At 74.2% G+C, this 14,858-nt stretch carries 10 protein-coding genes; 8 read left to right on the forward strand and 2 right to left on the reverse strand.

All coding sequences use genetic code 11. The features are described 5' to 3' along the window. Window positions 1-17 precede the first annotated feature (17 nt). From ACSU6L_RS26650 to ACSU6L_RS26675, 6 genes are all read left to right on the forward strand, one after another. Window positions 18-779 (forward strand): GNAT family N-acetyltransferase, encoded by a 762-nt coding sequence (locus ACSU6L_RS26650; protein WP_437060735.1) that lies wholly within the window; start codon window positions 18-20, stop codon window positions 777-779. Then, window positions 776-1,744, forward strand: coding sequence for a 2,3-diaminopropionate biosynthesis protein SbnA (sbnA, locus tag ACSU6L_RS26655; RefSeq protein WP_437060737.1), 969 nt, complete (start codon window positions 776-778; stop codon window positions 1,742-1,744). The genes ACSU6L_RS26650 and sbnA overlap by 4 nt, the downstream gene beginning before the upstream one ends. 192 nt (window positions 1,745-1,936) lie before the next feature. Then, on the forward strand, window positions 1,937-3,238 hold the full coding sequence (locus ACSU6L_RS26660) for a cytochrome ubiquinol oxidase subunit I (RefSeq protein ID WP_437060739.1): 1,302 nt from the start codon (window positions 1,937-1,939) through the stop codon (window positions 3,236-3,238). A 35-nt stretch (window positions 3,239-3,273) separates the two neighbouring features. Further along, window positions 3,274-4,284 (forward strand): cytochrome d ubiquinol oxidase subunit II, encoded by a 1,011-nt coding sequence (locus ACSU6L_RS26665; protein ID WP_437060741.1) that lies wholly within the window; start codon window positions 3,274-3,276, stop codon window positions 4,282-4,284. A 52-nt stretch (window positions 4,285-4,336) separates the two neighbouring features. After that, a complete protein-coding gene (cydD, locus tag ACSU6L_RS26670; RefSeq protein ID WP_437060743.1) occupies window positions 4,337-6,088 on the forward strand; it encodes a thiol reductant ABC exporter subunit CydD in 1,752 nt (583 codons plus the stop codon). Beyond that, complete coding sequence (locus ACSU6L_RS26675) at window positions 6,085-8,010, forward strand: ATP-binding cassette domain-containing protein (protein ID WP_437060745.1); 1,926 nt, start codon at window positions 6,085-6,087, stop codon at window positions 8,008-8,010. Before cydD ends, ACSU6L_RS26675 begins: the two co-directional genes overlap by 4 nt. A gap of 27 nt (window positions 8,011-8,037) precedes the next feature. Here ACSU6L_RS26675 and ACSU6L_RS26680 read toward each other — a convergent pair whose 3' ends face one another. Continuing rightward, on the reverse strand, window positions 8,038-9,960 hold the full coding sequence (locus ACSU6L_RS26680; protein ID WP_437060747.1) for an ABC1 kinase family protein: 1,923 nt from the start codon (window positions 9,958-9,960) through the stop codon (window positions 8,038-8,040). Window positions 9,961-10,131: 171 nt separating this feature from the next. Here ACSU6L_RS26680 and ACSU6L_RS26685 point away from each other — a divergent pair, with 171 nt between their 5' ends. Both ACSU6L_RS26685 and ACSU6L_RS26690 read left to right on the forward strand, forming a co-directional pair. Further along, a complete protein-coding gene (locus ACSU6L_RS26685; RefSeq protein ID WP_437065072.1) occupies window positions 10,132-12,303 on the forward strand; it encodes an MMPL family transporter in 2,172 nt (723 codons plus the stop codon). A 602-nt stretch (window positions 12,304-12,905) separates the two neighbouring features. Continuing rightward, entirely contained in the window at window positions 12,906-14,420 is a 1,515-nt protein-coding gene (locus ACSU6L_RS26690) for a peptide MFS transporter (RefSeq protein WP_437060749.1), read from the forward strand. A gap of 93 nt (window positions 14,421-14,513) precedes the next feature. Here ACSU6L_RS26690 and ACSU6L_RS26695 read toward each other — a convergent pair whose 3' ends face one another. Continuing rightward, window positions 14,514-14,807, reverse strand: a complete 294-nt coding sequence (locus ACSU6L_RS26695; protein WP_437060751.1) for a trypco2 family protein — start codon at window positions 14,805-14,807, stop codon at window positions 14,514-14,516. Window positions 14,808-14,858: the final 51 nt, after the last annotated feature.

Below are 14,858 nucleotides of genomic sequence, written 5' to 3' on the forward strand. Positions count from 1 at the left end.
CTGCGGAGCATTCCCCCATGGCAGAGAACATCGCTGAAAGCACCCGGACCACGCCGGGCGCACCGCGCGACGGATCGGCGTCCGCCCCCGGCGGCCACCGCGCCGCACTCGCGGTCTGGGCGCCCCAGTTCCGGCTCCGGCTCACCACCCCGCGGCTGGAGCTGCGCGTCCCCGACGAGAGCGATCTGCGCTCGCTCGCCGAACTCGTCGCCGACCAGGGCATCCACGCCCCCGACGCATCACCCTTCCAGGGCGGCTGGAGCAACGCACTGCCGCAGGTCGTGGCGGGCCGAGTCCTGCAGTACCTGTGGAAGGGACTCGCGCTGAGCCGCCCCGACTACTGGAACCTCGGCCTCGCCGTGTTCCTGGACGGCCGCCCGGTCGGCGTCCAGGGTCTGCAGGCCCGCAACTTCCCCCGCCTGCGGGAAGTGGCGAGCGAGAGCTGGCTGGCCCGCGGCCACCAGGGCCGCGGCCTCGGCACCGAGATGCGTGCCGCGGCACTCCACCTCGCCTTCGCCGGGCTGGGTGCCCGGCACGCCACCTCCGCCGTGTACGAGGACAACTCCGCCGCCCTCGGCGTCAACAAGAAGCTCGGCTACCAGCCGGACGGCATCGAGGTGCAGGACCGGCGGGGCGAACCGGTGGTGCTCACCCGCTGGCGCATGACCCGCGCCCAGTGGGAGCTGAGCCCCGCCGCCGAGGTGACCACCGAGATCCACGGACTCGACGGGTGCCGCGCGCTGTTCGGCGCCCCCTCCGCCCACCAGGAGACGGCGTGATCCACGACTCCATCACCGACTGCGTCGGCGGCACCCCGCTCGTCCGGCTGAGCCGGCTCTTCCCCCAGGACGGCGTCGAGGTCCTCGCCAAGCTCGAGATGCTCAACCCGGGCGGCAGCGTCAAGGACCGCTCCGCGCGCTACATCGTGGAACGCGGCATCAGCGACGGCATGATCCGCCCCGGCACCCACATCGTCGAGAGCACCTCCGGGAACTTCGGCGTGGCGCTGGCCATGGTGGCCGTCCGCTACGGGCTGCGGTTCACCGCCGTCGTCGACCCCAACGCCTCCCGCACCAACCTGCGCATCCTCCGCCAGTACGGCGCCGAGATCGAGATGGTCCGCGAGGTCGACTCCGCGGGCGGCTATCTGCACACCCGGCTCGCCCGGGTGCAGGACCTGCTGACCGAGGACCCGGACGCCGTCTGGATCAACCAGTACGCCAACCACCTCAACTGGGAGACCCACGCGGTCACCACCGCCCGCGAGGTCATCGACGACTGCCCGGAGCCCGTCGACGTCCTGGTGGCCGCCGTCAGCACCACCGGCACCCTGCACGGACTCGCCCGCGGCCTGCGCCGCGTGTGGCCCCAGATGCAGGTGGTGGCGGTGGACGCCGTCGGCTCGGTCATCTTCGGCACACCACCGGGGCCGCGGATGCTGCCCGGTGTCGGATCCAGCCGGGTGCCGGAACTGCTCACGCCCGCCGAGATCGACCGGGTGGTGCACATCGACGACGCCGCCGCCATCCGCGGCTGCCACCGGCTGCTGCGCCAGGAGGCCATCTTCGCCGGAGGCTCCTCCGGGTCGGTGGTGGCCGCCGTCGAGGAACTGCTGCCCGACATCCCGCGCCCCAGCCGCGTCCTGACCCTGCTGGCCGACCGGGGGGAGCGCTACCTCGACCTCGTGTACACCGACGAGCTGGCGATCGAGCACGACGAACTCGCCTACTCCAGCCACTCCTGAACGGCCGTCCGGCACCGGCCGCGGCCGTCCCGGCGTCAGGGACGGCCGCGGCCCCCGGCTCAAGTACCGCTCGAGCGCCCCTCCAGCCGGCTCGGCTGAAGTGGGGAGGCCGTCCATCCACCCGCTGAACGACGCAAAGCCACCACCGACACACGGCTGCTCAGCCGACCGAGGGGAACCATCGTGGACGACGTGCTCGTACTCGCACGGCTCCAGTTCGCCATCACCGCCATCGCCCACTTCCTGTTCGTCGCGCTGACGCTCGGGCTGGTCACCTACCTGGTGGTGATGCAGACGCGCTGGGCGATCACCGGCAAGGAAGCCCACCGCCGGCAGACCCGCTTCTGGGGCCAGCTCTACGTCATCAACTACGCCCTGGGCATCGGCACCGGCATCGTGATGGAGTTCCAGTTCGGGCTCACCTGGAGCGGACTGACCCACTTCGTCGGCAACGTCTTCGGCGCCCCGCTGGCCATCGAGACCCTCGTCGCGTTCTTCGCCGAGTCCACCCTGCTCGGTCTGTGGATCTTCGGCTGGAACCGGATGGGCCGGGTCACGCACACCGTGATGCTGTGGCTGGTGGCGCTCACCGCGTACTCCTCGGTCTTCTTCGTCCTCACCGCCAACGGCTTCCTCAACCACCCGGTGGGCTACGAGATGAAGGACGGGGAGGCCCGCCTCACCGACTTCACGGCCCTGCTCACCAACTCCAACGCGCTGTCCGCGGCGTTCCACATCCTCGCCGCCGCCGTGGTCACCGGATCGTTCTTCATCATCGCCGTCAGCGCCTGGCACCTGCGCAAGCGCACCGGCCACGACGAGTTCTTCTGGTCCTCGATGAAGCTGGCGCTGCCGCTCACCCCGGTGTTCATCCTGGTGACCGCCTCGCTGGGCGGCCTGCAGATCGGGCACTCCGTGAAGCAGACGCCGACCAAGTACGGCGAGCGGTCCGACCGGGCTCAGGACATGGTCGAGACGTTCACGCAGAAGTTCGGGCCCGACAACTACTTCCCGCCCGGGTTCAGCCAGACCGCCGAGTTCGTGATGATCATCCCGGCGCTGTTCATGATGCTGATCGCGGTCATCGGCGTGCTGTTCATGATCAAGCGGAACCTGATCCGCCGCAAGGTGCTGCTGTGGCTGCTCACCGCCGCCCTCGTCCTGCCGTACGTCTCGAACATCTCCGGCTGGATCTTCCGCGAGGTGGGACGCCAGCCCTGGGCCGTCTACGGCCTGCTGAAGACCGAGGACGCGGTCACCCCGGGACTCGGCTACGGCACCGTCCTCACCTCGCTGCTCGTCTTCGGCACCCTCGTCGTCGTCCTCCTCGTCGTGGACTGGGCGCTGCTGCTGCGGTTCGCGCGGCGCGGACCCGACGGCTCGCACCTCGGCCGCACCCCCGGTGAGACCTCCGCCGAGGCCCCCGACCTGCCGGACCTCCCGCAGCAGGCCTCCGCCCGGTCCTCCGCCTCGTCCTCCGCCCCGACCTTCTGACAGCCCGACGGCGCCGAACGCACTGGGAGTTCATCGTGTGGCACAACATCTGGTACGCGCTGCTGGGGCTCTTCCTCGCGGGCTACCTCGCCCTGGACGGCATCACCCTCGGCACCGGCATCATCGGCCGGTGGCTGGCCCGTGACGACGCCGAACGGCACACCGTCGCCGCCGCCACCGGGCCGTTCTTCCTCGGCAACGAGGTCTGGCTGGTCGCCGCGGCCGGCATCACCCTCGGCGGCTTCCCCGGCCTGGAGTCCAGCGTCATCAGCGGGATGTACCCGGTGATCGTGTTCGCCGTCGCCGCCCTGCTGGTGCGCGAGGCCGCCACCCAGTTCCGCCGCCGGGTCTCCGGCGAGCGCGCGCACCGCCGCTGGGACGCCCTGGTCCGGATCGCCTGCCTGGTCCTCGCGCTGATGTGGGGCACCCTCGGCGGCGCGCTGCTCGGCGCGGTACCGGTCGAGGACGGCCACCTCTCCGTCGACGCGGGGGTGCTGCTGCGCCCGGTGACCGTGCTGTCCGCGCTGACCGCCGTCGCCGTCTTCGCCGTGCACGCCGCGGTGTTCCTCGCGGTCCGCACCGAGGGGCCCGTCTCCGGGCGGGCCGCGGACCTCGCCCGCCGGCTGGCGCCCGGGGCGGCCGGCCTCGCCGCCCTCACGGCGGTCACCGCCGTCGCCGACGGCACCGCACGCGACGGACTGCTCAACCCGCTTCCCGCCGCGCTGCTGTTCCTGGCCGCCGTCGCCGCCCTGCTGCTGGCCCCCCGGCTGACGTCGTCCGCCGGCTGGAAGGCCCCCGTCGTCAGCGCCGTCGCCGCCCTGGCCCCGGTACTGCTGCTCGGCGCCGCGCACTTCCCCGAGGTGGTCGTCAGCCGCCACGGCACCGGCGAGCACGTCTCGGTCTCCGACGCCGCGGCCGACCCCTCCACGCTCAGCGTCGTCGGCCCCGTCGTGCTGCTCGTCCTCCCCGTGCTGCTCGCCTTCCAGGCCATGCAGTGGTGGGCCCACCGCGCCAAGGCGGACGAGCGTTCCCCGGCGTACTTCTGACGGGGCGCCGCCCCTTGAGCGAACCGAACCGGTGACGAACGGGGGAGACGTGGTGACCGGGTTCCAGGACGACAGGCCGCGACGGCGCCGGGACGCCGGGGACGAGTCCGGTGACCGGGCGGTACGGGCGCGGCTGCTCGGGCTGACCCCCCGCGTCCGGGGAGCGGGCGCGCTCGTCGCGGCCGGGGTGCTGCTCGGCGCGGCGGGCACCGTCGGACAGGCGCTGGCGCTGGCCCGGCTGCTCGGCGACACCTTCACCGGGCGCGGGCCCACGGCCGCGGCCGTCGCCTGGGTCGCCGTGGCGGTCGCCGCGCGCGGCCTCGCCGGCTGGCTGCGGGCCGCCGCCGCGCAGCGCGCCGCCGCCGGGATCAAGCTCGAACTGCGCACCCGCCTGCTCCGGGCCGCCGCGCGCCGCAGCGGCTACGACGCCCAGGACCGCCGGACGGGCGAGATCAGCACCCTGCTCACGCGCGGCCTGGACGCCCTCGACGCGTACCTCGTCGGCTATCTGCCGCAGATCCTGGTGGCCGCGCTGGTGCCGCCCGCCGTGCTGGCGGCGATGCTGCTGCACGACCCGCTCGGCGCGACGATCCTGCTGGTCACCCTGCCGCTCATCCCGGTCTTCGGCGCCCTGGTCGGACTGCACACCCGGGACGCCACGGCCCGCCAGTGGGCGGCCCTCGCCCAGCTCGGCGGACACTTCCTCGACGCGTTGCGCGGCCTGCCGACCCTGCGCACGTTCGGCCGCGCCGAGGCCCAGGAGGACATCGTCGCCGGTGTCGCGGACTCCCATCGCCGGGCCACCATGCGCACCCTGCGCATCACGTTCCTGTCCACCCTGGTCCTGGACACGGTGGCGACCCTCTCGCTCGCCCTGATCGCCGTCCCGGTCGGCCTGCGGCTGCTGCACGGCTCCCTCGACCTGACGACCGCGCTGACGGTGCTGCTGCTCGCCCCGGAGGCGTATCTGCCGCTGCGCGCGCTCGGCAGCCAGTTCCACGCCGGTACGGAGGGCACGGCGACGGCCCGCGAGGCGTTCGCCCTGCTCGACGCCGAGGGCGGGAACGCGGAAGGCACCGGGAACGCCGGAAGCACCGGGGCCGCCGGGGCCGCGAAGTGCCCCGAGGGGCCGGTCCGCATCCGCTTCGAGAACGTCACCGTCCGGCTCCCCGGCAGGCCCCGGCCCGTCCTCCACCAGGTCTCCTTCACCGTCGAACCGGGGGAGCGCGTCGCCCTGACCGGCCCCAGCGGCGCCGGGAAGTCCACCCTGCTCGCCGTGCTCCTCGGCCTGGTGCGGCCCGACGAGGGACGCGTCCTCGTCGGCGGACAGGACCTCGCCTCGCTCGACCCCGACGCCTGGCGCCGGAGCATCGGCTGGGTGCCGCAACGGCCGTACCTCTTCGACCGCGGCGTCGCCGACAACATCCGGCTCGGCGACCCCGACGCCACCGACGAGGACGTCGTACGCGCCGCCCGTGCCGCCGCCGCCCACGACTTCGTCGCCGCGCTGCCCGACGGCTACGCGACCCGGCTCGGCGCCCGCGGCACCGGGCTGTCCGCCGGACAGCGGCAGCGGATCGCGCTGGCCCGCGCCTTCCTGCGGGACGCGCCGCTCGTCCTGCTCGACGAACCCACGGCCGGCCTCGACGCCGACAGCGAGTCGGCGGTCCTGGCGGCCGGTGAACGGCTGATGACCGGCCGGACCGTCCTCGTGGTCGCGCACCGGGCGAGGCTCCTCGACGGCGCCGACCGCCGGCTCGACGTACGGGACGGGGCGGTCCGTGAGAGGGAGGTGGCCCGGTGAGGGCGTTGTTCTCGGTACTGCGCACGGCGGGACCGCTGCGGCGGCTGCTGCCCGCCGCGGGCCTGGCGCTCGCCGCCGACCTGGCCGGGGTGACGCTGATGGCGCTGGCCGCCTGGCTCATCGCGCGCGCCGCGCAGCACCCCCCGATGGGCGCGCTGTCGGTGGCCATCGTCGCGGTGCGGGCGCTGGCCGTGACCCGCGGCCTCTTCCGGTACGGGGAGCGGCTGGCCGGCCATGACGCGGCCCTGCGCGCGGTGGCCCGGCTGCGCGGCCGGGTGTTCGGCGCGCTGGCCCGCCGGCCCGCCCACGAGGACGCCCGCACGGTACGGGACGCGGACGCCGCGTCCCGGCTGGTGGCCGACGTCGACCTGGTCCAGGACGCGCTGCTGCGGGTGGCGCTGCCCGCGCTGTCCGCGACCGCGGTGTCCGTCGTCGCGGTCGGCTGCGCGGCGCTGGTCTCCCCGTCCGCCGCGCTCGTCCTGGCGCTCGGCCTGACGTGCGGCGGACTGCTGGTGCCCGCGCTGACCGCCGCTGCGTCGGCCCGCGCGGCGCGGCGGGGTGCGGCCCTGCGCGCGGAACTCGCCGTGCGGACCGCCGACCTGCTGGACGGCGCGGCGGACCTGCGGGTCTTCGGCGCGGCGGACCGGGAGACCGAGCGGGCCGTCGGCACCGCCCGCCGCCTGCGCGCCCACGACCGGGGCGCCGCCCTGCTGAACGTGCTGGCCGCTGCCGCGCTGACGGTGGTGCAGGGCGCCACGACCGTCGCCGTCGCCGTGGTCTGCGCACGGTCCGTGCCCGGTGTGTGGTCGGTGACCCTGCCCCTGCTGACCCTGGCCTCCTTCGAAGTCCTGGCCCCCCTGCCCACGGCAGCCCAGCACCTCACCGCCCTCCCGGAGACCGCCCGCCGAGTCCAGGCCCTGCTGACCCCGGCACACACGGCCCCCGCCCCGACGCCCACGAGCCCCGCACCGCTCCCTGACGGCGTCACGGCCCCGGCCGGGCCGCCTGCCAGGACGGCACGGTCCGCCGAGCGGGCCGCGGGTGCGCCCGTGGCGCCCTCGGGGACCACGGCGCTCCCCGAGGGTGCCGCGACCCGGGCGCACCCGACTGCCGGGGCGACGGCGTCCCCTGACGGAGCCGTCGCCCCGGCCCGGACGGCCCCCGCCGCCCACCGGCCGGCGCCCTTCGCGGGTGCCGCGCACCTCTCCGTCCGGGACCTCTCCGTACGCCACCGCCCCGGCGGGCCGCTCGCCCTGCGCGGGGTCGATCTGGAGTTGCCGCCCGGGCGGCGGGTGGCCGTCGTCGGGGCGAGCGGGGCGGGCAAGTCGACGCTGCTCGCCGCGATCGCCCGGTTCGCGGTGCCGTGCGGGGGCGAGATCCGGCTCGGCGGCGCGGACCTGGCGCGGGTGCCCGAGGCGGAGCTGCGGCGCACGGTCAGCGGGGCGCTCCAGGACGCGCACGTCTTCCACACCACCGTACGGAACAACCTGCTGCCCGCCCGGCCCGGCGCCACGGACGCCCGGCTGCACGACGCGCTGCGCCGGGCGGGTCTGCTGGAGTGGGTGCAGTCGTTGCCGGGACGGCTCGACACGGTGGTCGGCTCCGACGGGGACCGGCTGTCCGGGGGCCAGCGCCGGCGGCTGGTCCTCGCCCGCGCCCTGCTCGCCGCGCCACCGCTGCTGCTGCTCGACGAACCGACCGAGGGCCTGGACCCGGCGACCGCCGACGCGGTGCTGGCCGATGTGCTCGCCTCCACCCGGGGCACCTCCCTGATCCTCGTCACCCACCGCACCGTGGGACTGGAGGCGATGGACGAGGTGCTGGTGATGGACGGGGGCCGGGTCGTCCGCCGCGGTGCTCCCCGGGCCGTTCTCGCGTCCCCGCCGAAGGACGCGGACGCGCCCCTCACCGTTTCCGTGTGAGGGGCGCGGTCCGGGTCCCGGCCGCCGTCAGGACAGCGGCCGGGTCAGCACGTGGATCGTGCGGAGCACCACCGCCGCCGACACCACCAGCAGGTGATAGCCGATCAGCGCGTACAGGCTGAGGTCCGCCGTCACCTCCGGGCCGCCCTCCAGGCCGAGCAGCCGCACCCCGAGCACTCCGAAGAAGACGCCCAGTCCGGCCAGCAGCACCCGGCTGAGCAGTTCACCGATCACCCGCCGGTCGCGAGCGTCCGCGAGGAGGCGGACGTTCACCCCGAGCCGCCCCTCCTCCAGCGCACCGGTGATGCGGTCCAGGCGCCGGGGGAGGCGGCGCAGCACCGGCAGCAGGGTGAGGAGTTCGTCGCGCGCGGCGTCCCGTACGGTCTCGGGTTCCAGCTGCCGGCTGAACCGGGCCGAGGCGTACGACCGGGAGGCGGTGAGGATGTCGAAGTCCGCCGAGACCCGGCTGAGCGTGCCCTCGAGGGTGGCCAGCGCCCGGAACACCGCCGCCATCTCGGGGGGTACGGCCAGCCGGAAGTCGGCGACCAGCCGGAACAGATCGGTGAACATCCGTACGTCGGGGGCGGCGCCCCGGGCGAGGTGCCGGCCGCTGAACTGGCCGAGCGCCCGCTGCAGCCGCTGTTCGTCCACGTCCTCGGGCCGCTCGGTCACTTCGAGCAGGGCGTCGCGCAGGGCGGCCGGGTCGCCGCGGTCCACGGCGAGGAACAGGCCGACCATGGCGGAGCGCAGCCCGCCGTCGAGCCGTCCCACCGAGCCGAAGTCGAGCAGTGCCGGGCTCCCGTCGGGCAGCAGCAGGATGTTCCCGGGGTGGGGGTCGGCGTGGAAGACCCCGTCGTACATGATCTGGTCGAGGAGCGCGGTGAGCAGGGTCCGCGCCAGTTTCGCCCCGTGCTCGGGGCTGTCCGGCCGGGCCTGGCCGAGCGGTACGCCGTCGATGCGGCTCATCACCAGGGTGAGTTCGGTGCTCAGTTCCTCGTACACCGCGGGCAGCGTGACGCTGCCGTCGCGGCGCTCCTCGGCGGCCCGCCGCACCATGGTGAGGTTGCGTGCCTCGACCCGGAAGTCGAGTTCCTCACGCAACGCGACCGAGAACCCGCGGGCGAGTTCTGTCAGGCCCAGCGAGCGGCCCCACTCGGTGCGGTTCTCCAGGGTGCGGGCGAGCCGTCCGACGATGTCCAGGTCGCGTTCGACGGCGTCGCGGATGCCGGGGCGCCGCACCTTGACGATGACGCGGGTGCCGTCGCGCAGCACGGCGGCGTGCACCTGGGCGACGGAGGCCGCGGCGAGCGGTTCAGGGTCGAACTCGGCGAACACCTCCTGCGGTGGCGCGCCGAGGCTTTCCAGCAGCACGGCCTCGACCTGCGGCCACGGCGCGGGCGGCACCCGGTCCTGGAGCCGGCTGAGTTCGGTGACGTACGCCTCGGGCAGCAGGTCGCGGCGGGTGGACATCAGCTGGCCCAGTTTCACGAAGGTGGTGCCGCCGGCCTGGAGTGCCTCGCGCAGTTCGTGGGCGAGCTGCTGGTGGCGGGTGCCGCCGCCGCCCCGGGGCCGGCCGGTGACGTAGGGGCCGAGGCCGTGCCGTCCGATGATGGCGAGGATCTCGGAGTAGCGGCGGGTGCGGGCCAGGCGCCCCCGTACGGCCCGCACCCAGCCCAGCGGGCGGACGCGGCGGTCCGCCACGATCAGGTCGAGCAGGACGAGGCAGACCATCGCGGTCAGCAGTCCGATGCCGAGCATCAGCGGCAGGAGTGCCCAGCCGCCCCCGGCGTTCTGCAGTTGCGGTCCGACGAGCGTCCCGGACACCGAGACGCCGACCAGCGCGGCGAGCACCACCCGCAGGGCGCCGGCCCGCATGCCGAGCAGTCGCCGGGCGAGCAGTGCGGGAAGGACGATGACGGCGAATGCCCCCAGTAACCCGATAAGCCACATATGGGACAGGGTAGTGAATTCACCTACGATGAAAGGGAGTTGTGGTCGAGGATGCCTGGAGTCCCGCTTGAGCGCCCCTCGCGCCGCCGTGCTCGGCAGCGGCTCGAGCCGGGCTCGACACCGCTGTGGCATCACTGAACGTCCTGTCTCAACAAGGAGTTCATGGTGACCATGACACCGGTCCGGGGCGACACCCCCACACCGCCGCCACCCCCACACCGCCGCTCCCTGCTGGAGCGCACCGCCGGTTTCGCCCAGCGGCACCGGTGGACGGCACTGCTGCTGTGGGTCGTGGTCCTGTTCACCGTCTGGGGCGGCGCCACCGCCGCCGGCGACGCCTACCGCGACGACTTCTCACTGCCCGGCACGGAGACCCAGCAGGCCCTGGAGACCATGCGCGAGCACGGCTCCGCGCAGGCCGGCGACACCCTCGACATCGTGCTGCACGACGAGGCGGGCCTGGCCGGCGCAGACACCCGCCGCCGGGTCACGGCCATGCTGGACAAGGTGGCCGGCCTGCCCAAGGTCGCCCAGGTGCGCAGCCCCTACCAGGACGAGCAGGCCGTCTCCGAGGACGGCACCGTCGGCTACGCCACCGTCGTCCTCGAGGGCCGGTCCGAGGAGATGACCAGGGACGACACCCTGCGGATCCACGACACCGCGATGACCGCCCGGTCCGGCGGCCTCACCGTCGAACTCGGCGGCGAGGCCGCGCGCACCCTCGCCGAACCGGAGGGCGGCGCCGCCGAGGGCGCCGGCATGCTTGCCGCGCTCGTCATCCTCGGCCTGATGTTCGGCACCGTCATCGCGGCCGGACTGCCCGTCATCACCGCCGTGTTCGCCGTCGGCAGCACCCTCGGCGCGATCATCCTGCTGTCGCACGTCTTCACCATCGCCAGCTACACGCCGTACATCATGATGCTGGTCGGCCTCGGCGTCGGCATCGACTACGCGCTGCTGATCTTCGCCCGCTACCGCAGCGAACTGGTGCGCGGCGCGACCCCGGAGGAGGCGGGCCGGCGCGCCCTGGACCTCGCGGGCCGCACCGTCTTCTTCGCCGGATGCACGGTCATCGTGGCCCTGCTCGGCCTGGTCGCCCTCGGGATCGGCTCGCTCCAGGGCACCGCGGTCGCCGTCGCGCTCACCGTCCTGGTCACCATGATCGCCTCGCTCACCCTGCTGCCCACGCTGCTCGCCCTGTTCGGCAACCGCTTCGCCCGCCAGTTCCGGGCCCGGGCGGCCAAGCGTGAGGCCAAGGGCAAGGTGGGCGGCGGAGAGGCCCGCTGGCGCGCCTGGGCGGGCCTGGTGCAGCGCCGCCCGCTGGCCGCCCTGCTGCTGGCCGTCGTCGCGCTGGGCGCGCTCGCCGTCCCCGCGCTCGACCTGCGGCTGGGCTTCGGCGACGCGGGCAACGACCCGGCGAGCAGCACCAGCCGCAAGGCCTACGACCTGCTCGCCGACGGCTTCGGACCCGGCTTCAACGGCCCGCTCGTGGTGGTCGCCGAGGGCGACGACGCGGCGGGCACGGCGCTCACCCGGACGCTGAACGGCACCGACGGCGTCGCCGTCGCCACCGAGCCGATCCCCGCCGAGGACGGCAAGGCGTTCACCGTGATCGCCTTCCCGGAGACCTCGCCGCAGGACGCGCGCACCACCGACCTGGTGCACACCCTGCGCGACGACGTCCTGGTGGACCTGGAGCGCGACACCGGCGCCCGCTATCTGGTGGGCGGCGCCACCACCGCCGTCATCGACTACGCCGACACCGTCTCGGACCGCATGCCCGTGTTCGTCGCCATCGTGGTCGGCCTGTCGCTGCTGATCCTCGTCGCCGTGTTCCGCTCGGTGCTGGTGCCGCTCAAGGCGGCGTTGCTGAACCTGCTGAGCATCGCGGCCTCGCTGGGCGCCATGGTCTTGGTCTTCCAGAAGGGCTGGTTCGGCGTGGAGCCCGGGCCGATCGAGGCATACCTGCCGATCATGATCTTCGCGATCGTCTTCGGTCTCTCCATGGACTACGAGATCTTCATCATCTCCCGCATCCGTGAGGAGTGGCTGCGCACCCAGGACGCCACCGCCGCGATCCGCGAGGGACTGGCGCACACCGGCTCGGTCGTCACCGCCGCCGGCGCGATCATGATCGCCGTCTTCGGCGCCTTCATGCTCGGCGGCGACCGGATGCTCCAGCAGTTCGGCTTCGGCATGGCCGTCGCGGTCTTCGTCGACGCCGTGATCATCCGCTGCCTCATCGTGCCCGCCGCGCTCCAGCTGATGGGGCGCCGGGCCTGGTGGCTCCCGGCCGCGCTGGACCGCCGGCTGCCCGAGGTGGACTTCGAGAAGCACGGCTGACGGCACGGCAGCCGTACCCGAGACCGGAGCCCGGGCGTCCTGACGCGCCCGGGCTCCTTGCCGTCCCGGTGTTCGAACAGGGACCGCTCGCGGGCGAGCGGGGCGCGAGCGGCTTCCTAGGGGCGGACGGTTCCCTGAGGGGGTGAGGGGAAAGGGCTCCCGGCAGCGCTGCCGGGAGCCGGGCCGGGCCCCGGGGCCGCCGTGGTGGCAGTCCCCCGTCGCCACCGCCGCACCCGGCGCCCGGTCCGCCCCCTCCCTACGCGCGGCGCCCGGTACTTCCCCCGGCCGGGCGCCGTACGCGTGCCGGACGCCCCCTAGGGGGCGTCTCGCCGATCATGCCGGGCTCGCGGCGCCTGGCACCGCGCCTCGCCGCGTTGTCGTCGGTCCCCGATTCCCCCAAGCTCTCGGCTCCGCTCGAGCAGGGGGGACCCCCATCGCATCGACTCCCTCCTCCGCCTTGCGACGCACGGCACCAGGCGCCGCTCCCTGATCCGGCCTGATCGACGAGACACCCCCTAGGGCCCGAGCGGTCCTCGAGCGGTCCCCGAACGCCCCCGGTGAGGCTCGGCGTGCGCCCGTTCGACGTGTCCACCGGAGGAGCCATGGCCGCCCCGACCCAACCGTCCGCCGCCGACCGGCGGCCCGTCACCACCACCGACGCCCCCGCCCGCCCGGCCACCGGCCTGCTGGGCCGCCCGCGCTGGTTCACCACCCTCTTCGGCACCGACATCTGGGAACGCTTCAGCTTCTACGGCATGACCGCGATCCTCGTGCTGTACGCCACCGAGGACACCGACCGCGGCGGCCTCGGCATGTCCGCCGGGGACGCCTCGCTGCTGTACGGCCTGTACATGGCCTCCGTCTTCCTGGCCTCCGTGCCCGGCGGCTGGATCGGCGACCGCGTCCTCGGCGCACAGCGTGCCGTGCTCTACGGCGGCGCCCTGATCGGCCTCGGCCATCTGTCGATGGCGGTGCCCGTCGCCTGGTCCCTCTACCCCGGCCTGCTGCTCATCGCCCTCGGCACCGGGCTGCTCAAGCCCAACATGGCCGGCCTGCTCAGCGCGTTCTACGACCGCGAGGACCGGGCCGGCCGCGACGCGGGCTTCTCCGTCTTCTACATGAGCGTCCAGGTCAGCGCGCTGATCGCGCCGATCGTCGTGGGCGCGCTCGGCGAGGGCGTCAACTGGCACCTCGGCTTCGGCGCCGCCGCCGTCGGCATGGGCCTCGGCCTGGTCCAGTACGTCCGCGGCTCCCGGCACTTCGGCGACGTCTGCCGGGCCCCCGAGCGCTCCGCCACGCCCGCCGAGCGCACCCGCGTGCTGCGCGGCACCCTCGCCGCCACCGCGCTGGTCGTCGTCGTGTACGGCGTCGACGCCGCGCTCGGCACCTTCCGGCTCGGCCACATGATGGCGCTGATCGGGCTGCTGTGCGTGGGGCTGCCGATCGTCTGCTTCTGGCGGCTGCTGCGCGACCCGGCGCTGACCGCCGAGGAACGCGTCCGGGTGCGCACCTACGTCTGGCTGTTCCTCGCCTCGGCCGTCTTCTGGGCCCTGTTCCTCCAGGGCGGTTCGGCCTTCGCGCTGTTCGCCAAGGACGCCACCGACCGCGAGGTGCTGGGCTGGACCGTGCCCGCGAGCTGGTTCCAGGCGGCGATCCCGCTGTTCGTGCTGGTGGTGGCGCCGCTGTTCGCCTGGCTGTGGACCCGGGCGGGCGACCGGGTGCCGACCGTCGGGAAGTACGCGGTGGGCATGGGCGCCACCGCCGCCGCCTACCTGGTGATGGCGACGGCCGCGACGCTCGCGTCCGACGGCACGCGGGTGTCGCCGCTGTGGCTGCTGGTGGCGTTCCTGCTGCTGGCGGCGGGCGAGATCTCCTTCGGCCCGATCGGGATGAGCGCCACCACGGCGATCGCCCCGGCCACCTTCGTCAGCCAGATGGTCGCCCTGTTCTGGCTGGCCGGCGCGCTCGGCGGCGGCCTCGGCGGCAACGCCCTGAAGGTGTCCGGCGACCGTGTCCCCGGCCCCGGCTGGTTCCTCGCCCTGGGCGCCGCGGCCCTCGCCACCGGCGCGGTGCTGCTCCTGTTCCGCCGCCCCCTCACCCGCCGCCTCGGCGTCTGAGAACGCCCGCGCCGGCGTGACCCGGAAGGAAACGCCCGCGTCGGCATGACCCGGAAGGGAGGGCCCGCGCCGCCGTGCTCCGGCGGCAAGGCCCTACCGGCTCACCTTCACCCGCTCGCCGCCGGGCAGCTCCGGCTTCAGGTCGACCTGGACCTGATGGGTCGTCTGGCGGTCGACGGTGCCGCCGAGTTCCGCGGTCACCACACCGATCCGGACACCGCCCCGGCCCGTGCCGGAGCGGTGGACCTGGACGGTGAAGGTGAGGCTCACGTTCTCCACGGTGAAACCCAGGGCCCGGCCCTGCGCCTCGACGCGGGCCTCCTCCAGTTCACCCCGGATCTGGCGGATCACCTCGGCCAGTCCCACGAACCCCGGTTCGTCCGGCAACTCGCCTCCTCAGAAGGCCCGTTGTTCCCTTGTCGCACCAGTATGCGCCAG

The sequence above is a fragment of the Streptomyces sp. enrichment culture genome (genome assembly GCF_964272855.1).
Lineage (GTDB): Bacteria > Actinomycetota > Actinomycetes > Streptomycetales > Streptomycetaceae > Streptomyces.